Annotated in this window: 20 protein-coding genes and 7 pseudogenes; 17 read left to right on the top strand and 10 right to left on the bottom strand. The window is 59.8% G+C overall.

The features are described 5' to 3' along the window. Nucleotides 1-8: 8 nt before the first annotated feature. The gene (locus FHT70_RS30465; protein ID WP_246721918.1) at nt 9-269 is read right to left on the bottom strand and encodes a hypothetical protein; all 261 of its coding nucleotides are present in this window, start codon (nt 267-269) and stop codon (nt 9-11) included. Nucleotides 270-443: 174 nt separating this feature from the next. Here FHT70_RS30465 and FHT70_RS22260 point away from each other — a divergent pair, with 174 nt between their 5' ends. Genes FHT70_RS22260 through FHT70_RS22250 form a run of 3 tightly spaced genes read left to right on the top strand, consistent with a single transcriptional unit; the run spans nt 444 to nt 5903 of the window. Beyond that, nucleotides 444-1205 carry an ImuA family protein gene (locus tag FHT70_RS22260; protein WP_183704878.1) on the top strand — a complete coding sequence of 254 codons (762 nt, stop codon included), beginning with the start codon at nt 444-446 and terminating at the stop codon, nt 1203-1205. Then, nucleotides 1126-2640, top strand: a complete 1515-nt coding sequence (locus FHT70_RS22255) for a DNA polymerase Y family protein (protein ID WP_183704876.1) — start codon at nt 1126-1128, stop codon at nt 2638-2640. Before FHT70_RS22260 ends, FHT70_RS22255 begins: the two co-directional genes overlap by 80 nt. After that, a complete protein-coding gene (locus FHT70_RS22250; RefSeq protein WP_183704929.1) occupies nt 2640-5903 on the top strand; it encodes an error-prone DNA polymerase in 3264 nt (1087 codons plus the stop codon). Before FHT70_RS22255 ends, FHT70_RS22250 begins: the two co-directional genes overlap by 1 nt. Nucleotides 5904-5983: 80 nt before the next feature. Here FHT70_RS22250 and FHT70_RS30460 read toward each other — a convergent pair. Next, nucleotides 5984-6252 (bottom strand): annotated as a pseudogene (locus FHT70_RS30460) (LysR family transcriptional regulator); the annotation flags it as partial. On the opposite strand from FHT70_RS30460, the pseudogene FHT70_RS22245 reads away from it, so the two are divergent. The 6 genes and pseudogenes from FHT70_RS22245 to FHT70_RS22220 all read left to right on the top strand — a co-directional run. Beyond that, nucleotides 6253-6330: pseudogene (locus FHT70_RS22245) on the top strand (Atu4866 domain-containing protein); the annotation flags it as partial. A 100-nt stretch (nt 6331-6430) separates the two neighbouring features. Beyond that, a complete protein-coding gene (locus tag FHT70_RS22240; protein ID WP_183704874.1) occupies nt 6431-7435 on the top strand; it encodes an AraC family transcriptional regulator in 1005 nt (334 codons plus the stop codon). Between the two features lie 149 nt (nt 7436-7584). Then, nucleotides 7585-8334 carry an SDR family oxidoreductase gene (locus FHT70_RS22235; RefSeq protein ID WP_183704928.1) on the top strand — a complete coding sequence of 250 codons (750 nt, stop codon included), beginning with the start codon at nt 7585-7587 and terminating at the stop codon, nt 8332-8334. A gap of 57 nt (nt 8335-8391) precedes the next feature. Then, nucleotides 8392-8937: pseudogene (locus FHT70_RS22230) on the top strand (flavin reductase family protein). 52 nt (nt 8938-8989) lie between these two features. Beyond that, nucleotides 8990-9274 carry a DUF1330 domain-containing protein gene (locus FHT70_RS22225; protein ID WP_183704872.1) on the top strand — a complete coding sequence of 95 codons (285 nt, stop codon included), beginning with the start codon at nt 8990-8992 and terminating at the stop codon, nt 9272-9274. A 25-nt stretch (nt 9275-9299) separates the two neighbouring features. Beyond that, nucleotides 9300-9521, top strand: a complete 222-nt coding sequence (locus FHT70_RS22220; protein ID WP_183704870.1) for an antibiotic biosynthesis monooxygenase family protein — start codon at nt 9300-9302, stop codon at nt 9519-9521. A 186-nt stretch (nt 9522-9707) separates the two neighbouring features. Here the strand turns inward: FHT70_RS22220 and FHT70_RS22215 are convergent, their stop codons facing one another. Then, the gene (locus FHT70_RS22215) at nt 9708-10325 is read right to left on the bottom strand and encodes an isochorismatase family protein (protein ID WP_183704868.1); all 618 of its coding nucleotides are present in this window, start codon (nt 10323-10325) and stop codon (nt 9708-9710) included. Between the two features lie 487 nt (nt 10326-10812). Here FHT70_RS22215 and FHT70_RS22210 point away from each other — a divergent pair, with 487 nt between their 5' ends. The 5 genes from FHT70_RS22210 (at nt 10813) to FHT70_RS22190 (ending at nt 15793) form a co-directional block, all read left to right on the top strand. Then, nucleotides 10813-11130 carry a hypothetical protein gene (locus FHT70_RS22210; protein ID WP_183704867.1) on the top strand — a complete coding sequence of 106 codons (318 nt, stop codon included), beginning with the start codon at nt 10813-10815 and terminating at the stop codon, nt 11128-11130. A gap of 294 nt (nt 11131-11424) precedes the next feature. Further along, nucleotides 11425-12336, top strand: coding sequence for a LysR substrate-binding domain-containing protein (locus FHT70_RS22205; RefSeq protein ID WP_183704866.1), 912 nt, complete (start codon nt 11425-11427; stop codon nt 12334-12336). A gap of 105 nt (nt 12337-12441) precedes the next feature. Continuing rightward, complete coding sequence (locus FHT70_RS22200; protein ID WP_183704865.1) at nt 12442-13218, top strand: pirin family protein; 777 nt, start codon at nt 12442-12444, stop codon at nt 13216-13218. A 126-nt stretch (nt 13219-13344) separates the two neighbouring features. Further along, entirely contained in the window at nt 13345-14292 is a 948-nt protein-coding gene (locus FHT70_RS22195; RefSeq protein WP_183704864.1) for an alpha/beta hydrolase, read from the top strand. A 28-nt stretch (nt 14293-14320) separates the two neighbouring features. Further along, on the top strand, nt 14321-15793 hold the full coding sequence (locus FHT70_RS22190; protein ID WP_348649563.1) for a GMC family oxidoreductase N-terminal domain-containing protein: 1473 nt from the start codon (nt 14321-14323) through the stop codon (nt 15791-15793). A gap of 349 nt (nt 15794-16142) precedes the next feature. Here FHT70_RS22190 and FHT70_RS22185 read toward each other — a convergent pair whose 3' ends face one another. Next, the gene (locus FHT70_RS22185; protein WP_183704863.1) at nt 16143-16499 is read right to left on the bottom strand and encodes an MFS transporter; all 357 of its coding nucleotides are present in this window, start codon (nt 16497-16499) and stop codon (nt 16143-16145) included. Continuing rightward, nucleotides 16477-17217, bottom strand: a complete 741-nt coding sequence (locus FHT70_RS22180) for an SDR family oxidoreductase (RefSeq protein WP_183704862.1) — start codon at nt 17215-17217, stop codon at nt 16477-16479. Before FHT70_RS22180 ends, FHT70_RS22185 begins: the two co-directional genes overlap by 23 nt. Before the next feature lie 326 nt (nt 17218-17543). Here FHT70_RS22180 and FHT70_RS30455 point away from each other — a divergent pair. Further along, nucleotides 17544-17654 (top strand): annotated as a pseudogene (locus tag FHT70_RS30455) (homoserine dehydrogenase); the annotation flags it as partial. 133 nt (nt 17655-17787) lie between these two features. On the opposite strand, the pseudogene istB reads toward FHT70_RS30455, so the two are convergent. Then, nucleotides 17788-18472: pseudogene (gene istB, locus FHT70_RS22175) on the bottom strand (IS21-like element helper ATPase IstB); the annotation flags it as partial. 250 nt (nt 18473-18722) lie between these two features. Here istB and FHT70_RS22170 point away from each other — a divergent pair. Continuing rightward, nucleotides 18723-19031: a type II toxin-antitoxin system RelB/DinJ family antitoxin gene (locus tag FHT70_RS22170; protein WP_183704861.1), complete on the top strand. Its 309-nt coding sequence runs from the start codon at nt 18723-18725 to the stop codon at nt 19029-19031. Further along, nucleotides 19028-19321 (top strand): type II toxin-antitoxin system RelE/ParE family toxin, encoded by a 294-nt coding sequence (locus FHT70_RS22165; protein WP_183704859.1) that lies wholly within the window; start codon nt 19028-19030, stop codon nt 19319-19321. Before FHT70_RS22170 ends, FHT70_RS22165 begins: the two co-directional genes overlap by 4 nt. Before the next feature lie 253 nt (nt 19322-19574). On the opposite strand, the pseudogene FHT70_RS22160 reads toward FHT70_RS22165, so the two are convergent. From FHT70_RS22160 to FHT70_RS22145, 4 genes and pseudogenes are all read right to left on the bottom strand, one after another. Then, nucleotides 19575-20186, bottom strand: a pseudogene (locus tag FHT70_RS22160) (2'-5' RNA ligase family protein). Between the two features lie 104 nt (nt 20187-20290). Beyond that, the gene (locus FHT70_RS22155; RefSeq protein ID WP_246721916.1) at nt 20291-20722 is read right to left on the bottom strand and encodes a DNA mismatch repair protein MutT; all 432 of its coding nucleotides are present in this window, start codon (nt 20720-20722) and stop codon (nt 20291-20293) included. A 53-nt stretch (nt 20723-20775) separates the two neighbouring features. After that, nucleotides 20776-22203: pseudogene (locus FHT70_RS22150) on the bottom strand (ATP-binding protein); the annotation flags it as partial. Between the two features lie 127 nt (nt 22204-22330). Further along, nucleotides 22331-23071: a response regulator transcription factor gene (locus FHT70_RS22145; RefSeq protein WP_183704857.1), complete on the bottom strand. Its 741-nt coding sequence runs from the start codon at nt 23069-23071 to the stop codon at nt 22331-22333. Between the last annotated feature and the right edge of the window lie 38 nt (nt 23072-23109).

Here is a 23109-nt window from a genome sequence, read left to right as displayed (position 1 = left end):
AGCTTCCATCACGACCCTCTGTATCGCTCGCTCAGGCATGGGAAGTGCGCGCCGCATTTGTCACCCTCCGGCGTTTGCATTCGCTCGCAGCCCATCCCCATGCGCCGGCGGATCACCGCGAAGCTGGCACCGGCGCCGAATGCTTTCACCAACAGCTTGCGCTCAAGCGCGCAGTGGCGATGACATGGGTGACAGATGAATTCGATGATCGGCTCACGGTGATCCCTCAGTCTCGGATCCAGATCGTTCACAGGCTCCGGTCGCGCCATGCGAAAAAATTCCCATTCACGCCATCGAATTGAATCCGTTCACGGATTTTCTCCATCGGCACTATCGCTCAACTTCCGCTCGCCACATGCGCATTGACTCATTTCCGCTTTGAGAACAAATACAGAACATATTTCATCATCTCAAGCCGAAAACGGGTTGCCGTAAAGGAGATCATGACCGCAGCCGTCGCCACTTCGAATGCCGTTCTCGACGAGTTGCGCGAGAAAATCGCCAGCCTGGAAGGGGCCGGCTTGCGCGCGCGCAGTGTCCTACCGTTCGGGGTTGGCGAGATCGATGCGCAACTGCCGGGAGGGGGGCTGGCATATGGCGCGCTGCATGAAGTCGCCGGCGGTGGCAATGGCGCCGTCGACGGCGCGGCGGCAGCCCTTTTCATCGGCGGCATCGCCGCCCGCACCACCGGCAAGGTCGTGTGGTGCCTCACCCGCTTCGATCTGTTCTTCCCCGCACTTGCCCAGGTCGGACTGCATCCCGACCGCGTGATCTTCGTCGAATGCGACAGAGAAGAGACCGTGCTCGCAAGCTTCGAAGAGGCCCTTCGCTATGGCGGGCTTGGCGCCGTCGTCGCAGAACTGGTGCGCCTACCGATGACGGCATCGCGCCGGCTGCAGCTGGCGGCAGAGAAATCCGGGACATTGGGCCTGGTGATCCGCCGCTGGCGGCGCCAGACAGAAGCGTCGGATTTCGGCATGCCGACGGCGGCGGCAACCCGCTGGCGGATCTCGGTGCTGCCGTCCGAGCCGTTGCCGGTCGCCGGTGTCGGGCGGGCGCGTTGGCTGGCGGAGCTGATGCGGGTCAAAGCAGGGGAGGGAGGCGAATTCATCATCGGAGCATGTGATGGCCAGGGTCGTATCTGTCTTTCTTCCGACACTGCCGACCGACCGGATCAGGCGGGACGATCCTTCGCTATCGGTTGAAACGCCGCTGGTGGTGATCGCCAGGAGTGGTTCGAAGCGATGGATTGCCGCGGCTGATCTGGCAGCGACCAAACTCGGCCTTCGTCTCGGCACGCCGGCGGCCAAGGCGCAGGCATTGGTCCAAGGCCTGATGATGATCGATGCGGATCCGGCAGCCGATCTCGCGGCGCTGGAACGGCTGACACTCTGGGCCTTGTCACAATACTCTCCTGTCGTTGCCATGGATCCTCCTGATGGCATCGTCATGAACACCGAAGGCGCCGATCATCTTCAGGGCGGCGAGGATCTGATGCTGTCGGGTCTCGTCAATCGGCTTCGTGGCCGCGGCCTCGCGGCGCGTGCGGCGATCGCCGACACTTGGGGCGCGGCGCATGCGCTCGCCCGGACAACGGATCGCGAAACGATCATCATCCCACGCGGCGAAACGGCCCGGGCGGTGAACCGCTTGCCCTTGTCGTCGCTGCGACTGCCGGGGGAAACTGTGGCCAGCCTCCGCAGCCTCGGCTTTGCCACCGTCGGCGATCTCGCCGCCACGCCGCGGGCGCCGCTGACGCTCCGCTTCGGTCCGGAGGTCGCACGGCGTCTCGACCAGCTGTTCGGCCGCGTCGCCGAGCCGATCGACCCGATCCGGCCCGCGGATCTCGTCGAAGTCCAAAAATCTTTCGCCGAGCCGATCGGCGCCCCGGAAACCATTGAGAAATACGTGAGCCGCCTCGTGCGCCAGCTCTGTCTGGAGCTCGAGAAGCGCGGACTTGGCGTTCGACGTGCCGATCTCATCGTGCACCGCGTCGACAACACGCTTCAGTCGCTCCGCGCCGGTACGGCCAAGCCGGTCCGCGATATCGCCTGGCTGACGAAACTCTTCCGCGATCGGATCGAGAGGATCGAGCCTGGCTTTGGCATCGAAAAGCTCAGTCTTGCCGCGATCATCGCCGAGCCGCTGATCGAGGCGCATTCGGCGTCGTCGCTCATCGAGGAGCAGGTGACCGATGTGACGCCGCTCATCGATGTGCTCGACAATCGCGGCGGCCAGCGGATTTTCCGGGTGGCGCCGGTGGCGAGCGACGTCCCGGAGCGCAGCGTCCGGCGGATCGCGCCGACGGCGGCGGAAGACGGCGCCACCTGGCCGCTGCACTGGCCGCGGCCGTCGCGCCTTTTGCCCCATCCCGAACTGATAGAAGTGATTGCGCTTCTGCCCGATCATCCGCCGGTCTCGTTTACCTGGCGCGGCAAGCGGCGCCGGGTGAAGCGCGCCGACGGGCCGGAACGGATTTTTGGAGAATGGTGGCAACGCAGCGCCGAATGGATCGCCGTGCGCGACTATTTCGTCGTCGAGGACGATACCGGCGAACGGTTCTGGATTTTCCGCTCCGGCGATGGTGTCGATACGGACACCGGCTCGCACAAATGGTTCCTGCACGGGGTGTTTGCGTGATGCGCTATGCCGAGCTGCAGGTCACCACGCATTTCTCGTTCCTCCGCGGCGCGAGCTCGGCGGAGGAGCTGTTTGCGACCGCAAAACTGATGGGCATCGAAGCCCTCGGCGTCGTCGACCGCAACAGCCTGGCCGGCATCGTCCGGGCGCTGGAGGCATCGCGCGCCACCGGCCTGCGGCTCGTCGTTGGCTGCCGGCTCGACCTGCAGGACGGCATGTCGATCCTCGCCTATCCCACCGATCGCGCCGCCTATTCGCGATTGACGCGGCTTCTGACCCTGGGCAAGGGCCGCGGCGGCAAGGCCAACTGCATCCTGCATCTCGACGATGTCGCGCTCTATGCCGAAGGGCTGATCGGCATCCTCGTGCCTGATATGGCGGACGACACCTGTGCCGTGCAGCTTCGGAAGATGGCGGAAGTCTTCGGTGATCGTGCCTATGTTTCGCTTTGCCTGCGCCGGCGGCCCAACGATCAATTGCGTCTGCATGAGCTGTCGAGCCTGGCGGTCAAGCATCGGGTGAAGACCGTCATTACAAACGATGTGCTGTTTCACGAGCCGGGTCGGCGGCAGCTGCAGGATGTCGTCACCTGCATTCGGACCGGCACCACCATCGACGATGTCGGCTTCGAGCGCGAACGGCATGCCGACCGCTACCTCAAGCCGCCGGAAGAAATGGCGCGTCTGTTTCCGCGGTACCCGGAAGCGCTGGCGCGAACGACGGAGATTGTTCAGCGCTGCAAATTCTCGCTCGAGGAGCTGGTCTATCAGTACCCCGATGAGGCGCTGATCCCGGGTATGACCGCGCAGGAGTCGCTGGAGCATTATACCTGGGAGGGCGTCAGGACGCGTTATCCCGAAGGCCTGCCTAATCATGTCGAGAAGACCATCCGGCACGAACTCGCGCTGATCGAGACGATGCGCTACGCGCCTTACTTCCTCACCGTCTTCTCGATCGTCCGCTATGCCCGATCGCAGGGCATTCTCTGCCAGGGCCGAGGATCGGCGGCTAATTCCGCCGTCTGTTATGTGCTCGGTATCACCTCGATCGATCCCGACACCAATGATCTGCTCTTCGAACGGTTCGTCTCCCAGGAACGCGACGAGCCGCCTGACATCGATGTCGACTTCGAGCATGAGCGGCGTGAGGAGGTGATCCAGTGGATCTACAAGACCTATGGCCATGACAAGGCGGCACTCTGCTCGACCGTCACCCGCTATCGCGCCAAGGGCGCCATTCGCGATGTCGGCAAGGCACTGGGTCTGCCCGAGGACCTGATCAAGGCGCTCTCCTCCGGCCTCTGGTCCTGGTCGGAAGAGGTGGGTGAGCAACATGTGCGCGATCTCGGCCTCAATCCCGAGGACCGGCGTCTCGCGCTGACGTTGAAGCTTGCCCGGCAATTGATGGGCGCGCCACGGCATCTCGGCCAGCATCCCGGTGGCTTCGTGCTGACCCATGACAGGCTTGATGACCTGGTGCCGATCGAACCGGCGACGATGGTCGACCGGCAGGTGATCGAGTGGGACAAGGACGATATCGAGGCGCTGAAATTCATGAAGGTTGACGTGCTGGCGCTCGGCATGCTGACCTGCATGGCCAAGGCCTTTGCGCTGATCGGAGGCCACAAGCATCAGGATCTCGATCTCGCCACGATACCGCAGGAGGATCCTGCGACCTATGCAATGATCCGCAAGGCCGACACGCTCGGCACCTTTCAGATCGAATCCCGCGCCCAGATGTCGATGCTGCCGCGCATGAAGCCGCGGACCTTCTACGATCTCGTCATCCAGGTGGCGATCGTCCGGCCCGGACCGATCCAGGGCGACATGGTGCATCCTTATCTGCGCCGGCGCGAAGGCAAGGAGAAGGTCGAATACCCCACACCTGAACTGGAGGCGGTGCTTCATAAGACGCTGGGCGTGCCGCTGTTTCAGGAGTCGGCGATGAAGGTGGCGATGGTCTGTGCGGGGTTTACCGGCGGTGAAGCCGACCAGCTGCGGAAATCCATGGCGACTTTCAAGTTCACCGGCGGGGTCTCACGGTTCAAGGACAAGCTTGTCTCGGGGATGGTACGGAACGGCTATTCACCGGAATTCGCCGAGAAGACATTTTCCCAGCTCGAAGGCTTCGGTTCCTATGGTTTCCCGGAAAGCCATGCCGCTTCCTTCGCGCTGATCGCCTATGCCTCCAACTATGTGAAATGCCATTTTCCGGACGTCTTTTGCGCTGCGCTCCTGAACTCACAGCCAATGGGCTTCTATGCGCCTGCGCAGATCGTCGCCGACGCGAGAAAGCACGGTGTCGAGATCCGTCCCGTCTGCATCAACCGCTCTCGCTGGGACTGCACGCTGGAACCGATCGAAGGCAGCAACCGGCATGCCGTTCGCCTTGGCATGCGTCTGGTGCGCGGCTTGGCGACTGCGGATGCAGCGCGCATCGTCGCCGCTCGAGCCGATGAGCACTTCGCCTCCGTCGACGACATGTGGCGGCGCTGCGGCGTGCCGGTCGCCTCGCTCGTCGAGCTTGCCGAAGCCGATGCCTACCTGCCGTCTCTCCGTCTCGAGCGACGCGATGCGCTCTGGGCGATCAAGGCGCTACGCGACGAGCCGCTGCCCCTGTTCAGCGCTGCGGCAGAACGGGAGGCACGGGCGATCGCCGAGCAGCAGGAGCCGGCAGTCGAGCTCAGGCAGATGACCGAAGGCCACAACGTCGTCGAGGATTACAGCCATACCGGCCTGACGCTCCGGCAGCATCCCTTGAGCTTCCTTCGCAGCGAACTCGCCAAACGTCGGATCGTGACCTGCGCCGAGGCCATGACGGCGCGCGACGGCCGATGGCTGATGGCGGCCGGCCTGGTGCTGGTGCGCCAGCGGCCGGGCTCGGCGAAGGGCGTGATGTTCATCACCATCGAGGACGAAACTGGTGTGGCGAATGTCGTCGTCTGGCCAAAACTCTTCGAGCGGTCCCGCCGCGTGGTGCTCGGCGCCAGCATGATGGCGATCAACGGCAGGATCCAGCGGGAAGGGGATGTGGTTCACCTGGTCGCCCAGCAGCTCTTCGATCTCTCCGCCGATCTGTCGAGCCTTGCCGAGCGCGACGGGGCATTCCGGCCGCCGACCGGCCGCGGCGACGAGTTCGCCCATGGCTCTCCAGGGAGCCCGGATTCCCGCGAGCCACCGGTCCCGGGTGTTCGACCGAGGGATCTGTTCGTGCCGGATCTTCACATCGATACGCTGAAGATCAAGAGCCGGAATTTCCAGTAATCCTGAACGAAGACGACAGGGCCGGCGGTGCGGATCCGTTCAAGGCGAGGCCTTCAAACCCACGCTGCGCTCTTTACACCTCACGCTGCAATTTTAGCGACGCTTCCCTCGTTCGTCCGTAGCATCGCCTCGCGGATTTGCTGTCGCAACCATGCGCAGCCGAGATCGCTGTCCATTTGAAGCGGCCAGATCATTGCCACCGGTGGAAAGGAAAGCGCCAGCGGCACAGGGCTGACCTCAAGCCCCAACAACGGCCCGTAACGAAGCGCAATCCGTGATGATACGGTGGCAATCACCGCAATGACCGCGCCGTGGCCAATATCGACATGAAGTCTGGAGTTGCGGCCATACCGGCTTTAAGGCCGACGGCGATTTTGTCGATGGCGTTCTGTACCACGCGGGAATGGTTCTTTATCGCAGGCGTTAGAGCCGATTTAACGAGGCCGGCCTGATCAGAGCCGGCCTGATCTTTTTAAAGTTCTCTGCTATTTAAAGGGCCGGTTATCCGTTTGTAGTGAGCGCCCGAAATGGTGGATACTGAAACATCCCGTCAACAGGCTGCACTCTCGCTCCCGGCAGCCCCGCGAAATCCCGGCGATCAAACAGCAACTGTATCTGACCGCGACGAAGTTGTTGCGAGGCCTGAGCGGACCTCTCCGCTTGGGCTTGAACAGTATATTCCCGGTCGCATGCTTGTGAGTGGCGATAGCCCCGCGTGGACTGATCTGTTCGTGAAGGTCTACTCGCGCCTGATGAACCAAGAGCCATTTCTTGTTCCCGCAGTCGCAGAACCACTCATCGTCTGGGTGATCTCGGGTGAAGCGGTCGTCGAGGAGCGGGACCTGGATGGCGACTGGGTTGCCAATACGGTGTCGGCGGGCGATTTCTTCCTGACCCGTTCTCCCACACCGTACCAGATGCGCTGGCGCGCCATCGGCGACGCACCTTTCCAAGTCATGCACCTTTATCTCTCAGTTCCGCTTTTCGAGCGCGTTGCCTACGACGTGCTAGGCTGCTCCGCTCCTCCTGCGCTGCGCGACATTTCGGGGGGCAAGGACACGCAGCTGTCACACCTTTTTGCATTGATTCATCAGGAGCTGACGTCTGAAGGCAAGGGGAGCCAGTTGTTCGTTCAGGGTCTTGCCCAGAGCCTTGCCGTGCATCTGATCCGGAACTACGCGGCCAGTGAAGCTGCAGATGATCGCCAGAATGCACTTCCCGGCTTTAAGCTTCGGCGGGCCTTCGCTTATCTTGAAGAACATTTAGCCGAGCCGTTCAACCTCGTCCAATTGGCCGAGACGGTCGGCATGAGCGAATTTCATTTCAGTCGTTTGTTCAAGAAGGCGACCGGGCTCTCGCCCTCGCGCTACTTCATTCGCCAGCGCGTTGCGCGGGCACAGCTTCTTCTGCAGGAGACGGGTACCAGCATCATCGAGATCGGCATGTCTGTCGGGTATTCCAGCCCTAGTCACTTCGCCCAGGTTTTCCGACGGGAAACTGGTCTGCCGCCGAGCCACTACCGGCAAGGCTAGATTTTCTCTTTCCTGTGGCGATTTCGAGCAAGATCGCGACAGGTCGAGCAAGGACCCGAGAGAAGGTTGGAGGTGGAAGGCATAATTTCATCCTTGTCAAAAACGAAACGCCCACCGCGGTGGTGGGCTTCAGACAAGGAGTGAAGACAATGACCAACCTTAACGGAAAGATCGCACTGGTCACCGGCGCATCGAGTGGCATCGGCGCGGCGACTGCTGCAAAGCTTGCTGAAGCGGGTGCTAAGGTCGGTATCGCTGCACGCCGCACCGACAAGCTCTCAGACCTTAAGAAACAGATCGAAGCGAAAGGTGGCGAAGCTCTTGTGATCGAGTTGGACGTTGTCGATACGGCTTCGGTCGACGCGGGTGTCAAAAAGCTGATCGACGCGTATGGTTCGATCGACATTCTCGTTAACAATGCCGGCCTGATGCCGCTCTCCGATATCGACCAGTTCAAGGTCGACGAGTGGCTGCGAATGGTGGATGTGAACGTCAAGGGCTTGCTCAACACGACGGCTGCCGTTTTGCCTCAGATGATCAAGCAGCATTCCGGCCACGTGTTCAACATGTCCTCAATTGCTGGTCGCAAGGTCTTCAAGGGCCTCTCGGTCTACTGCGCGACAAAGCATGCGGTCACCGCTTTCTCTGACGGCCTGCGCATGGAAGTCGGCCAGAAACACGGCATCCGCGTGACCTGCATCCAGCCGGGCGCCGTTGCCACCGAGCTCTACGATCACATCACCGATCCGGGGTATCGCAAGCAGATGGATGAACTGGCCGGCCAGATGACCTTCCTCCAGGGCGAGGATATTGGCGACACCATCGTCTTCGCGGCCCAGGCCCCGGCTCATGTCGATGTCGCTGAACTGTTTGTCCTGCCAGTAGAACAGGGCTGGTAACAGACCGGTCCTGAAGGGTCCCTGCATTGATGCAGGGACCTCTCAAGGGAGATTGTCATGAAGGAATTACCCGCATCCCAGCCTATCGCATTCTGGAACCTGGCCCGATCGTCATGGTCTCAACGAGTGATAACGGCAAGCCCAACGTGATGAAGATGAGTTTCCATATGATGATCCAGCATGATCCGCCGCTGATCGGTTGTGTCATTGGGCCGTGGGATCACAGCTATCAGGCTCTGCGGGAAACCGGAGAGTGTGTCATAGCTGTACCCGGTCTGGATCTCGCCGAAACCGTTGTTGACGTCGGGAACTGCTCGGGCGATCGGGTGGATAAATTCCAGAGGTTCGGTCTAAAAACCCTACCTGCCAAGGACGTATCAGCCCCGCTCCTCTCCGACTGCCTGTCCAACATCGAATGTCGGGTCGTCGATAGCCGGCTCTCGGACCGCTACAGCCTCTTCATCCTTGAGGCGACGAGAATCTGGATCAAAGAACCGCAAAGAGCGGCGAATGATGCATCACCGCGGTGACGGCACGTTCACCGTCGACGGCGGCACGCTCGATCTCAAGGACCGCATGGTCAAATGGCGCCATCTCCCCTGACAGCGCCGTGAGTCCCGGAAACCATAAATACCCGACAGAAAAGTAAAAACCTATGTCTGCCTATCTAGTTGTCGATCTCGACATCCACGACATGACGTCTATCCAAGACTACCGGTCGAAGGCACTGCCGCTCGTCGGCAAAGCCGGCGGCAAGCTTATCGCCATTGATGAAAGCCCCTTGGAGTTGGAAGGCTGGGCCGCCACCAACATGCTCATCATCGAGTTTCCGAATAAGCATGCGATCCGTCAGCTTTTCGCATCGCCGGAATATGCACCGCTCGCCGCACAGCGGCAGGCTGCGGCCAAGTCGAGGATTATTGCCCTCGACGCGGTGTAACCAGACGTGGGCGAGGAGCACGGATATGGCTGAACTGACCAACGTAGCATTCTTCAGGGCAAAGCCGGGCAGATCTGAGGATCTCGGCTCAGCACTCCTCGCCCTGGTTGGCCCTTCGCGACATGAGCCCGGCAGCCTCCGCTACGAGATTCATCAGTCGACTGTTACCGCAGAGGAGTGGATGGTCGTTGAAGACTGGCGCTTTGCTTCAGACTCGGCTGAGCTTCCCTTGGACCCCAGTCCTTAAAAAAGATCTCCGTACCGTCGTTTGTTGTTACTTAGCCCATATCTAGCTCTCCGTTGAAACGTTCCTAGTTCTGGCAAGAGTGACCGCAAGCGCGAAACCGGTCGAGTTCGTGACAGAAGCGGCTAGCTAAGCCGCTCAGGCGAACAGGTCTCGCGACGCGTGATGGTCGGATATAGTCGTTGGGATTTACTTGCCGTATGCCTTGGCGACCTGGCCGACAAGCGTGGCCCAGGGCATGTCGAGGGCGGCATAGACCGCTGCTGCTTCCGGGCGTCCATTATCCTTGAGGATCTCGACCATCAGGGTGGCGTAGTCGGACAGGATGACGCCAGCTTGCTGCATGCGAAGAAGGCCTGCCTGCCGCTTGGTTTCGCTGAAGGTGCCCGACGCATCGACCGCAACATAAGCGTCGAGGCCGCGGGCAACTGCCGTCATGGCTGGGAACGCAGCGCAAACTTCCAGAGATATTCCTGCGAAGATGAGCTTCTTGCGACCGGTTGCCTCGATCGCCTTGGCGACGCGCTCATCGTCATACGCATTGACCGAGGAGCGGTCGATGATCTCGATGCCGGGCAGCGCTTCAACAAGTTCAGGAATGGTCGGTCCCCACATGCTGTCGCGCGCCGTCGTGACGACGATTATCGGCAGGTTCAAAGCCTTTGCCGCCTTTGCGAGCGCAACGACATTGTGTTTGAGTTCGCCCGTCGAATAATCACGCACGCCTGTCATGAGACCAACCTGATGGTCGACCAGAATGACGGCGGCATTATCGGCGGTAAGAGGTTCGTAGGTGCGGTTGGTCATTGCGTTTCTCCTTTTGAACTCAACCGCTCAGCTCACTTGCGGCGGTTCATTTCGTTCGTGACCAGGATAAGTTAGCCTTGCCACGAGCAGCCCAAAAGTCAGCAAAAACGCAACCTAAAGTCCTACCCATTGGACGACGGCGTGATGTTAGTTTCGTCGTTTCAATGCAGATCTGTCGGGTCGGCGCGATCGTAGACGCGCCTGAACTCAACCGCACTTGGCCATCGTAAAACGATCCTCTGGTACAAGCGAGTGAGCGGCGCGGCCATCCACAATGCCTGAGGTTCCCTGAACTTTTGTTCATCGCGACGCAAGGAGCAGATGAACCAAATGCACGGAGTTCTCACACTCTGTCACCGCTAAAGCCTGAACAGGGACCGCGCTCCCGATCGGCTTTTCTTTCGAGCAATCTTAAAATCAACGTTACGCAAGTGGGCATCGGACCCGATGCAGCCAAAGGCATTCCCTTGCGCCAGAGGATCAAACCATGACCACCACTAGAAACCTCCTGCAGGCAGCTCTGGCTGCCTCAGCAAGCTTCTCCGTTCCGGCTTTTTCTCAGGCCGCATCGGCTCCGCATCTGCCGATCGTACGGGGTGACACCAATCTGCAGCGCCACGGCGAATACGTTGACCAAATGATCGCCGATTTCGCCACAGGGCACGGTCCGCCCGGTATCTCAATGGCGATTGTGCAGGCGCCTTACATCCCTTGGTCTGCAGGCTGTGGCGGCAAGATCACATCTCCTGCCTTGAGCGTGACAAGCTTAAATCCGGGCTCTCCATCGCCCCTGATGACGATATGAAATGCTGCCCATCCTGAGCCTGCATCGGGATGGGATAGGCTCCACGAGCCTGAAATGACAAAAGTACTGGAGCTCGGGACGAACCCTCAAGACCGTGTCAATGCGAGCCAGTGGCTCATGGCCTGCAGACATCGGTTTCCTCGCTAGCGGGTAGGTGAACAAGAGAGTCGTTTAACGCGACCCTGAGACAGCAAATCCCTCAAATTCAGTATCCGGCATTAGCTAGTGTCTGGACGAATGGCTCAAAAGCCGTCAAAACCACAACGCAACGTCCGACCAAATGAACGATGTGTGATGCTCGATTTAAATGATTTCTTTTACTATGTGCAAATCGTCGATCGCGGAGGCTTCACGGCAGCTGGCCGAACACTTCGGGTGCCGAAGTCGACACTCAGCCACCGTATGCAGGAGCTCGAGAAGGAACTCGGGGTCCGCTTGCTCAACCGAACGTCACGTCGTTTCAGTATGACGGACGCGGGAAGCGACTTTTATCGCCACGCCGTCGCCATGCTGCGTGAAGCCGAAATGGCGGAAACGACAATAAGGCACCGGCTAACCGAGCCGACCGGCACTGTGCGCTGCACGGCGGGTGTCGCAACGATGCAGTTTGCCATGGCGGATATTATTGCCGATTTTCTGGTGAAGTATCCCAAGGTCAATATCTTCGCCCATGCTGCCGACCGGACGGTGGATATCGTCGGTGAGAATTTTGACCTCGCGGTCCGGGCGCATTCCGATCCTCTTCCCGATTCCAACCTCGTCCAGCGGACGCTTGCGCCCGCCCCCTGGTATCTCTTTGCCGGAACTGATTATATCGAAAAAAATGGTGCTCCAAAACGCCCTCAAGATCTCCAGACTCATCCGTCGCTGTTCATGATGAGGACCGGGGTTTCGCCGGTCTGGCGATTACGTCATGCGCGCCAGGCGAGAGACGAAGTTGTGGTGCCGCTGACACCCCGACTGATTGGAGACGACATGGTTGGTCTTCAGCAAGCGGCCATCAAAGGAATTGGTGTGGTCGCTCTACCAGGTTACATCGCCAGGGCAGCAGTTCAATCCGGTGCCCTCAGGCGCATCCTGCCGGATTGGCTAGCAGGCGATTCCACACTGACGGCACTTATTCCTTACCGGCAAGGCCTGCTTCCATCGGTTCGCGCTTTTCTCGATCATCTGGCTGCGGAATTTCCGAAAGCAGTCTTGTTATAGGGATCGTCCAGTTTCTTGAACGCAAGGTTGGGACATTAGCGACTTCTCGTCCGATGCAGTTGGCCGCAAATTCGTTGGCAGACACCTGTCAACGGAGCGAACGAGATGCAAACGGCTGCAACATTTGAGATCCCGCGGGATGATGCGGCGAGAATAGGTGCGATCGTCACCGGTTTGCCACGTGAAATCGGCAGCGGATTCGTCGCAATCCACTTCTCCGAGAAGATGTTCGATGGTCGGATGAACCCGCTTCTCATGATCGATCATTTTGTCATGACGGCCCCTACCTTCGACCCGCATCTTCATAAAGGTATATCAGCTGTCACCGCTATCTTCGAAGATTCCCAAGGGGCGTTTCTGAACCGGGATACACTCCGGAATAATGTCGCCTTGAAGCCAGGAGATCTTTACTGGTTGGCTGCGGCGAGCGGTGCAGTGCATGAGGAAAAGCCCGAGGAAGGTGGAAGAACCCACGCACTGCAAATCTTCGTCGATCTGCCGGAGCGCCTGAAGAGGGAACCGGCCCGAGCGCTTCATGTGGAAGCGCTTAGCATGCCAGTCATCGAAACGCCGGACTTTCGTATCCGCGTCGTTCTTGGCCGCAGCGGTCACGTCGCCGGTGCCCAGGGAACGCCGGAGGAAATGACCATGCTGGATGGCTTCCTCCATTCAGGCGGACAGTTTTCACATCTGATGCCGGAGGGCCGGGGGGCATGGATCTATGCCGTCTCGGGCACGATCACGCTCAAAGCGGCCAGCGAGAGCCGAGACCTTACTGCAGGAACCGCAACGACGGTGGCTGCAGGATCGGAAACGGAAGTTCACATCGAGGCCAATGAAGAGGCTCATTTCGTACTTCTCGCGGCAAAACCGATCCCCTGAATCCTGCCTTGGATGAAGACCAACGGCGGCGCCTGAAGGCGCCTTCGACGGCGACTTTACATCGGGCAATCCCGAAATCCTAATCCTCGAACGCCGCCGGACGAGCGGTACAAACGGAGTAAGACCATGCTGGATGTTCTGAAGACCACTGATATCAAGGCCAAGACCGAAGTCGTCACGATTTCGGACGTAGAGCGTGCCCGCGAAGACGCCCTTCGCCAGCGGTTTGCTGATTTCTGGGCATCGGCCACGAGCGACCTGCGCACCACTTACGAAGCGTTCATCTCGGCAAGCCCACTTGTGGACGGCGTAAGCTTCGAAGCTGTCGATGAGGGTGGCGTCAGCGGCTGGTGGGTTCGTCCGGAACAGGCAAGCACCTCCAAGGCATTCCTCTATATCCATGGTGGCGGCTACGTTCTTGGTTCGTCGCAAGCCTATCGCGGTTTTGTAAGCCAGATCGTTGCCCGCACCGGGGTTCCGGCTTTCATCCTCGAGTATCCACTTGCGCCTGAAGCGTCTTTGCCGACGGCGCCGAACACGGCACTAGCTGCCTGGGACTGGCTTATCGCTCAGGGCTTCCAAAAAATCGCTATCGTCGGCGATTCTGCCGGCGGCGGACTTTCGCTGGTGACGTTGACGCAACTTGGCAACGGGAACTCGGACGTGAAGCCAGTCGCCGGCGTCGTGTTTTCTCCCTGGGTCGATCTGACCCTCTCTGGCGCTTCGATGGTGGATCAATCCGTTGTCGATCCGCTGATCGGTTATGACTACCTCAAGGACTGCGCCCAAAAATATATCGGCTCGTTCAGCGCCTCCGATCCGCTGGCGTCGCCTCTGCTGGGTGATCTTCAAAAACTGCCGCCATTGCTGATCCAGGTCGGCACCGATGAGCGCCTGCTCGATGACTCCCGGCAATTCGCCGACCGCGCAGCTCAATCTGGCGTCCCTGTCCAGCTCGAGATCTGGGAAGGCATGCACCACGTTTTCCAGCTCGACGTCGAGCATATCGAGAGCGCCAGAACAGCACTCGACCGTGCAGCACAGTTCATGCTCGCCGCTTTCAACCGTGGTTGAGGCGAAATTGGGCCAACTGCGAGAGGAGATGGATATGCCAACCGTTACCACATACGACGTCATCATCGCAGGAGGAGGTTCTGCCGGCGCGGTTCTGGCGAACCGATTGAGCGAAGATGCCAGCAGGAAGGTCCTGCTCATCGAAGCCGGCCCGGCCTATGCGGCCGCCGACTTTCCCGACGTCATCGCTAATGCGAACCGCGTGGGTGGCGATGCGGAGCATGACTGGGGCTACCGCACGCAGGATCATTTTGGTCTCGGGCATGATGTCAGGGCATTGCGCGGCAAGGTTCTCGGTGGTGGTTCGGCTGTCAATGCGGCTGTCGCAATGCGTGCGCGCAGGTCCGACTTCGCACGCTGGACAGCTCGCGGAGTCAAGGGCTGGACCTTTGAAGACGTCCTGCCAGTCTTCAAATCGCTCGAGAATACTCCGACCGGAGACGACGCCTGGCACGGTCGTTCTGGCCCGTTCCCGATCCGACAGAGAACGATGGGAGAAAATACGCCGTCGATGCAAGCCTTCGTGTTGGCGGCGGAAGCTGCAGGCCTCGCCCGTATCAGCGATTTCAACGGTGCCGAGCAGAACGGGGTTTCGCCCTATCCGCTGAACGTTGTGGATGGCCGCCGGATCAACACCGGCATGGCCTACCTAACGGACGATGTGCGTTGCAGGCCGAACCTTACAGTTATGGGGCATGCCGAGGTCGATTCCATCCTCTTTAGCGGGCGTCGTGCCATTGGCATCAAGCTCATCGGCGGGGAGACGATCACCGGCGGCAAGATCATCCTGTCCTCCGGGACCTATGGCAGCCCCGCTATCCTCATGCGCTCCGGTATTGGGCCGTCCTCGCATCTGCGCGAGCTGGATATTCCGGTTGTCGTTGACGCACCCGTTGGAAACCTGCTGAAGGAACACCCATTCTACTACAATATCTACGCTCTGAAGCCGGATGCCAATTCGATGACGCCAGCGGCAGGGGCCATTGTCTGGACCAATTCCAGCGAGGCTGGCCCGGATGAGCTCGATCTACACGTCTCGGGAACGCATATCTTCGACCCGGCTCAAAGTCCGACGGGCGGTGCGATTGTGCTTGCCTGCTCGGTAACACTGCCAAAGTCCAACGGATCGATCCGCCTTGCTAGTCGCGATCCACGCGCCATGCCGCTGATCCGCTTCAACTTCTTCCAGGATCCAAGCGATCTGCGCCGGATGATGGAAGCCGTAAAGCTGTCGCGCCGGATCGGCAGAACGGCACCCTTCAGCGACATGATCGAGATGGAGATGTTCCCTGGAAAGGATGTCGATGACGACGCTTCGCTAGAGAAAGCGATCATCGAGCAGGTCGACGGCTATTCTCACCCCACGTCCTCCGTTCCGATGGGAAGTGCCGAAGATCCTACCGTCGTCGTTGACGAGAATGGAGCAGTCCGCGTACGGAAAACCTGCATGTGGTCGACGCATCCATCATGCCCGATATCGTTTCAGCACCGACCAATGTGACCACGATCATGATGGCCGAGATGATCAGTCGAAGGCTCTGATCGAACGAGCCAAACGAATGATCGGGTGACCTGAATCTATGCCGGCGCGTCACGAGAGGGTGCCCCGGCATCTCTTTACCAAAGTGCGGGTCGAGGCCCGAGATCGACAGCTATTGGAGAATTCCGATGAGATGGCTCACCGTATTGTTCTTTCTGCTCATCGCTTCCGCGTCTTCGGCCCAGGCGCTCTTTGAGAAGAATTCATCTTCGTCGATCGCGGCACCCGCCCAGGTTACGCAGGCCAAGATAGATGATTTGATGCGTCTTTTGCAGGACGCCGATGTCCGTCGGTGGATACAATCGCAATCTCAGCCGGCGATCCCGATTTCGGCGAGTATGGCGTCGCTATCAGCTTTGCCATGATTACTGTTCCAAGCGACCAGCAAAGCTTCATTCGGCGAAGCGCCTACCCGCGCCGCCATCCAGCTCGCAAGTAACGTGACGAAGGGGCCGGCGACCGCCGCCGAAAATGCCCACCAGCCCGCCAGTTCTCCCTCCTTTGCAAGGGGGATGCGCAGATCCTGCGAAACCAGGGGAAGGAGCCCGACAACGATGAATTCGGAGGCAACAACGATTGTTATCGCCGGCGCAGCAAAAGCAGGGCTTTGTTCAAGATATGTTCGGAATGGTCGCCGGCGGAGTTCATGCGTTTGCTCCACCGTCAACAACGATACCCGTCCCGTTGATGGACCGCGCTTCGTCGGTTGCGAGGAAAGCATAGGCTGCGGCGACATCCTCGGCCCGACCATATTGCTTGATGGCCATGCGCTGACGTTGGGCTTCGGCGTGAGGACCGTCGGCGGGGTTCATGTCAGTATTGGTCGAGCCAGGATGCACGAGGTTGACAGTGATACCGCGCGGGCCGAGATCGCGGGCTGTGCCCTGCGTCCAGGCGAGCAACGCTGCCTTACTAGCGGAATACAAAGCCTTGCCGGCGTCCGGCACGCGTGTGGCCAGATTGCTGCCGGTCGAGATGATACGGCCGCCGTCAGACATGTGGGGCAGCGCTGCCTGGCTCGCGAGGATGACCGCCCGCACGTTCACGTGCAGCATCGCGTCGATTTGCTCAAGAGTGACCTCTTCGAGCGTGCCGTAGCTGATAATGCCGGCATTGTTCACGAGGACATCTAGGCCGCCAAGTTCGGAGGCGGCCTGGTCAACCGCCTTCTTGATCGAGATCGGGTCGGCAGCATTCATTTGGATTGTGACGGCGCGGCCGCCGCCTGCTTCAATTTCGTTGGCGATGGCGTTGGCGGCCTCGGCTGACCGCTCGTAGCCGATGGCGACAAATGCGCCTTCCGCTGCGAAGCGGCGTGCGATCGCGGCGCCGATGCCGCGGCTGGCGCCAGTGACAAAGGCACGTTTACCTGTAAGCGACTTCATAACTTGGCTCCTTCTTTGATGATGAGGCCGGCCAGCGCTCGAGCCGAATGGATCGGCTGCCTCGCTTTTTCCCGTTCTCATGGCAAGAAGTTAGTCACTCACCGCGCGTCTCAGAAGACAGCAAAAATATAACTTAGCGTCCATGACATTGAACAATTAGAGACGTCAGAGATCGCACGTATTGGCCGTGAACGTTCTGGATTGTTGAGTTGGTCGACCCCCGTGCGGAGTGCACAGAAGTGGGCACTCCGGTAAGCAGTTTGGTCGAAATGCCAACGTAAGTTGGCAATGGGAGCCTTCGTGGATAACACTGATGGAGGCTTTACATGACTATCTACAATGTTTCGCTCATCGGCTTCGGAGGGGTTAACCTGGCGGTTGCCGAACTCATCGCAACCAAAAATGAGCAATGGAAACGCGAGCTGGGGTTCGCTTTGCCAACGGCGGATTAAAAACCTGCCACGGAGCGGAGCAAAAGTCGGCCACCATAGCGCCGGCATGAGCCCCCGGGAGGCCGTAGCCCGAGCGGGGCTCATGCCGGGGCGGCGATTTTTTGAGAAGAGTTTTAGCTGCCTTGCGGGCTCGGCTTTGGGCGAGACGATAGCTGTCGCCGTTCATTTCGAGGATGTTGACATGGTGGGCGATGCGATCGAGCAGCGCGCCGGTCAGACGTTCGGATCCCAAGGTCTCGGTCCATTTGTCAAATGGAAGATTGCTGGTGATCAGGGTGGCACCGCGCCCGTAGCGTGGTGAGATTAACTCGAACAGCAATTCCGCGCCAGTCTTGGACAGCGGCACGAAGCCCAGTTCGTTGATGATCAGCAGCTCGTAGGTGGCCATCTGCTTCTGGAAGCGGAGCAGACGCCGCTCGTCACGGGCCTCCACCATTTCACTGACCAGAGCGGCCGCTGTGGTGAAGCCGACAGAGAGGCTTTTTTGGCAGGTCGCCAGCCGGAGGCCGAGCGCCACATGCGTCATGCCGGTTCCACTGGGGCCGAGAACGATGACGTTGTCCCGACGCTCGATCCATTCGCAGCCTGCATCTTGTTGAGCTTGTGGATGGCAGCGAAGTCGAAGCTGTCGAGGCTTTTCACGACAGGGCATTTAGCAGCCTTGATCCGGCGTTCGACCTTAGGCGATCCCGTTCGATCATCTCCCTTTCGGAGAGCCGGAACAGGTAGCCGACATGATCGTCGCCCTCGGTGGCACACAGCAGCGTCGCGAACTCGTCCGGCCAAAGCCTGGAGAGGGGCACTCCGGCCGCGGTCGGATTATTCCGCTACTACCGATGGCCGATGTTTGCACCGCCGTTCTCAGTTTAATAAGCTATCTAACGGCAGCTTTCAGATAAGAAGCACCGTTTGCGAGTCCGCCCGCTAGTTCCATGATATGCCGCACGAGAAAATCGCGTCGTCGATGATCTGAATAGGGCCTTGTCGGCCGGAAACTTACTATGGATTTCGTCATTCAAATGCATTACCTTGCTATTAAATTTGGAGATAGCCATGGCTGCAAACGCACTTGTCCAAACACGTATCGATGCCGAAGTTCGGGATCGTGCTTCCGCCGTCCTTGAGAACATGGGCCTGACGGTATCAGATGCAGTCCGCATCCTGCTCACGCGGACAGCTAACGAGGGTGCGCTGCCACTTGAACTTTTTTCGGGAAGCGAGGCTCACGATGCCTGGTTTCGCACGAAGGTACTCGAAGCACTGAACGACACTCGACCGGACGTGTCAGATTTTGACGTCGAGGCGCACTTCGAGGAGCGCCGGGCGATAGCGCGCGTCAAAGCAGGTGCTCTCAAGTCGTGAAGCTTACATGGTCTGCGTTCGCGCTGTCAGACCGAGACGCCATATTCACCTATATCGAGGCAGACAATCCTTCGGCCGCTGTAATGATCGACGAGCGGATCATGGCCGCTGCGCGCCGCTTGGTCGATTTTCCAGCAAGCGGTCGCGTTGGAAGAATTGCTGGGACACGCGAACTGGTGATCAACGGAACGCCATATATCGCTGCATATGTCGCTACGGAAACAGCAGTTCGTGTCCTGCGCGTCCTTCATGGATCGCAGGAATGGCCCGACACTTTGCCCGGCTGCTAAATTCTCAGATTGGCTCGCAAGATGCTACGTCTTCTGAGACAAGCGCCGCTTGACCCGAACTACAGTTGCGATCCAACGAGATCGCGGCAGGTTCGAGTGGGTAGCCATAGCCGCTAAGTTGCAACGAAAAATCATGGTCTGATGCTCGCAAAGCGACGGGTCAACGGTTCGAGTTGGTTCAACTGCAAAGAGATTTATATCGACCATGGAAAGTTCCACCCACCAATGGGGCATGGCCGCGTGCTCGCGAGCTTCATCCGCCCACACCCTGTAGCAGCGGCGCACTCAGCCTTTTGATCTCGAGACTTGGATAGACGCGCTCCTCCAACAATTGAAGAGATCGAACGGTGACCTTTATCGGCGCAAAACCGGAACCCACATTGACCTTTGATATCCATTCCGCAGCAGAAAACCTGAACAGCGTTATGTGGGCGATCTGGGGCGGTCTCGGACGCCAATCTCGATGCAGAGGGCATGTCAAATGGCCGAACGCAGTTTGCGCAGTTCTGGCGGCTCCTGCGCCTTTACGAAGACAGCAGCAGCTGAAGTCTCGACCTCGGTGAATTCGAGATCAATCGGCAGCGTCTTCTCAGCAATCTGATCGACGATTTCCGTCCATTGGTCTCCTGTCGACTTCCAGATCTCATGGTTTGGAACTGCAAATTGGGCCGCCGCGTCGATCAAGGTGGCGACCGTCATGTGCAGGCTTGTCAGGGGGACGCGCAGAAACGGTACATCGCTATTTCGTTCGATGCGCTCCTGCCAGTCGCAGAGCTTTGATAGAAGCGTGGAGTCAGGAAAAATACTGTAAGTGAAAAGCGCAACACTGCCTCAGCCATAGAATGTCAATCTTCGTTCGGATCACAACGGGCTCTCCATAGGATGACTTTTGTCTACCGCCGGCCTTATTCGACACGCAGGACGTCTGAAACCGCCTGCTTTTCCATACGACGCAGTAGGCCTTGCTATTCAGGCTCCTTGACGAAAGACGCAGCCTCGGCGGGTCGCATCCAGGCGAATGTACGATTTTTGCACTCTGGAAAACGCTTTTGGTGTCGCGCGCTTCAAGCAGATGAACCTCAAGAAGGCGGGAACCTGCTGTCCATCTGCGAGCGACTTGATATAGCCAAAGTGGCCAAAGATCCGATTCTTTGCCCGTCCTTTCACACCAGCTTCTTCCCAGGCTTCTCTTTCGGCCACTTCGTGGGGGGCTAGCCCCTCAGTTGGCCATCCTTTGGGAATCCAGCGCCGAGTTTCGCGGGTTGTGATCAGGCGAACTTCGACGCCGTCGCCCGCGATTGGGCGAAAACAAAGAGCACCATACTGCTGTGCGGACCCGCCCTCGAGGATCGTCTTTGTATGGTCAGCTAACCGGTTTAATTGAGTTCTGACCTTTTTCATTTTCAGAAGTTGGGGCGTAATTCGATTCCTGACAAGCTGGCGTAGAACGCAATTCACGCCGGAAACAGCAGTTCCACGATCGTTCCCTTACCCGGCGCCGAGGCAATGCGCGCGTCGCCGCCGCTCTGGCGGACGAAGCCATATACCACGGCCAGGCCGAGACCTGCGCCGCCTTCGGCATCGCGGGTGGTGAAATAGGGTTCGAACGCCTTATCGATTGCCTCGGCCGACATGCCGATACCGTCGTCGATCACGCTGACGGTCACCCCGGCCTCGTTGCGGGCGCAACGGATGAGGATCGTTCCGCCCGCTGGCATGGCCGCGGCGGCGTTAAGGCAGAGGTTGAGGACCGATTGCTCGAAGAGCGCTGTATCGATGAGGACGGTGGGCAGGTCATCGGCTATGTCGAAGGCAAGCCGGCATTTTTCGCCGATGGCGATTTCAAGCACGTCGGCCATGCCGCGCAGCACGACGCCGATCTCCACCGGACCCGGATGGATCGGCTGCTGGCTGCCGATGGACAGCATGCTGCCGGCCAGCGACCTGCCCCGGTCGGCAGCCTTGCGAATGCGGGCGAGGTGTCGCTTTTGCCGGTCATTGAAGCCGGTTTCGCGCTCCAGCAGCCCAAGGCTGCCGGTGATGATACCGATCATGTTGCCGACTTCGTGGCTCACCTGATGGGTCATGCGCATGATGCCATCGAGCCGCTGGATCTTTGCTGCCTCCGCCTCCTGCCGGTCCATGTCGGTGATATCGCGCGCCAGCAGCACGATGCCGCCGTCGGGTTGACGCGATAGCGACACCTCAGTCACCCGGCCGGCGTCGGAGCGGTGGCGCAGCACCGACCGGTCGGAGAGCAGGCCGGCATCGTTTTCGGCCGGCAGGAGCGCCGGATCGATCTCCGGCAGCGGTGTCACGAAACTGCGGAGCGGCAATTTCCTGGCCGAACCAGACCAGCCGACAAGCTCGATGACTCGGCGGTTCATGGTGATCGGTCGGCCGCGCGCATCGAACAGCGCGATGCCCTCGTTCATGCTGCGGAAGGTGGAGCGGATGGTGCGGGCGGCGGCCTCTGCTGTCCGCCGCAGCCGCGTCACGCGCTCGACGCTCTCGCGGAACGCACGGAAGGCTTCGAGCAGGCGCACCAACTCGGTTTCCGTCCCGTCATAGCGCGGCGCATCGACATCTTTGCGCCCTTCTGCCAGTGCGTTCATGCCGTTCGAAAGCGCGACAATTCCGCGTGAGACGCGCATGACGGAGCGGATCGAGACCACGGCCATTGCCAGCACCAGCAGCGAGGCGACGGCGACGATGACCAGGATGCGGCTCAAGGCATCGGAGGTGGAGACGAGGTCGTCGCTGAGGCTGCGGGCAATGGCCTCGCTTTGGGTTTCCGTTGCATGCGACAGATCGCGCGAGACCGTATGCAGGCGCGAGACGGCGGCGCGGATGGCGAACATTTCGAGGAGATAGCGCGTCTGGCCATCTCCTGGCGAGCCCGCTGCAAGCCATAGACGGCGATGGTCGCCAAGCTGAAGACGAGCACGCAGATGAAGGCGATGGCAAAGGGCAGGCGAAAGGCGATGGAGGAGAGGAAGGGACGGCTGATCACGATACGATCTCGCCATCGTCGGTGTCGAGAACATAGCCCTTGCCGCGGCGCGTCTTGATATGGCGCGGCAAGTCCGGATTGCGCTCGATCTTGCGACGCAGACGCAGCACGAGCACGTCGACATTGCGGTCGATGTAGCGCTCGCTTTCGGCGCCCAGCCGGTCGAGGATCTGTGCGCGGCTGACGGGTGCGTTCGGCGTTTCTGCGAGGATTTCGAGCAGCGCGAATTCGGCGCTCGTCAGCGACCTAGCAGGATCTGTGCGGCAGATGGCGCGGCGGCTCTGGAGATCCACCGACCAGTCGCCGAGTTTCAGGGATGCGGGCTCGTGCTCCCGTTCGCTTTCCCGCTCCGGCTTCAGCGAGGGGATGGTCCGGCGCAGCACGGCCTTGATACGCGCCGTCAATTCGATCGGCTCGAAGGGTTTCACGACATAGTCGTCGGCCGCCGTTTCGAGGCCGAGCACCCGGTCTGCGGCGCTGCCGGCAGCCGTCACCATGACGATGCCGATATTGGTCTGGGCCCGCAGGCGCTGCGCGAAGGTACGGCCGGAGGTACCGGGTAGGTTATGATCGACGAGCACGAGATGCACTGTTTCGCGCGAAAGCACGATCGCCGCTTCCTCCGCCGACGGCGCGGTGAGCGGCGTCCACCCCTCCGCCTCCACGAGGTCGGAGATAAGCTCCGCCATGTCCGGATCGTCCTCGACGATCAGAATGCTGATCCTCTCATTCAACACATGCACGTCCTCCCGCATCCATTATAGGCAGGGCTGTC

Origin of the sequence: Rhizobium sp. BK049, from assembly GCF_014193135.1 — a bacterium.
Lineage (GTDB): Bacteria > Pseudomonadota > Alphaproteobacteria > Rhizobiales > Rhizobiaceae > Rhizobium.
Note: the sequence above shows the minus strand (reverse complement) of the source record. Positions and strands in the feature narration are given on the sequence as shown.